Origin of the sequence: Mesorhizobium sp. M00.F.Ca.ET.216.01.1.1, assembly GCF_004010325.2 — a bacterium.
In the GTDB taxonomy this organism is placed as follows: Bacteria; Pseudomonadota; Alphaproteobacteria; order Rhizobiales; family Rhizobiaceae; genus Mesorhizobium.
Map to the genome: position 1 here is coordinate 1 of NZ_SADR02000226.1, position 373 is coordinate 373.

The 373-nt window shown below is 59.5% G+C and carries 1 pseudogene; it reads right to left on the reverse strand.

The window, feature by feature from the left end:
- Window positions 1–340: pseudogene (locus tag EN859_RS35850) on the reverse strand (spermidine/putrescine ABC transporter substrate-binding protein); the annotation flags it as partial.
- Window positions 341–373: the final 33 nt, after the last annotated feature.

Here is a 373-nt window from a genome sequence, read left to right on the forward strand (position 1 = left end):
TGAGATCGGTGTTGATCGGCTGCACGAGCTTGCCAGCGACGAGGCGCAACGAGGCATCGCCCGAAGCGGTGACGAGGTCGAAGCCGCCCTCGTTCATCAGCGACACCATCTCATCGGATGTATTGGCGGTCTTGACGTTGACCTTGCAGCCACTCTCCTTCTCGAAGGCGGTGACCCAGTCATAGCCCTTGTCGGTCTCGCCGCGCTCGATATAGCCCGGCCAGGCAACGATGTTGACTTGGCCTTCCCCCTTGCCCAGTTCCTTGACCTGGGCAACCGCCTGACCGGAGAAGGTCAGCGCGACCGTCAGCGCAGTGCATGACTTCAGGAATGAATTCATCATCAATCTCCCATTTTGGCGCGTGACCCTGAA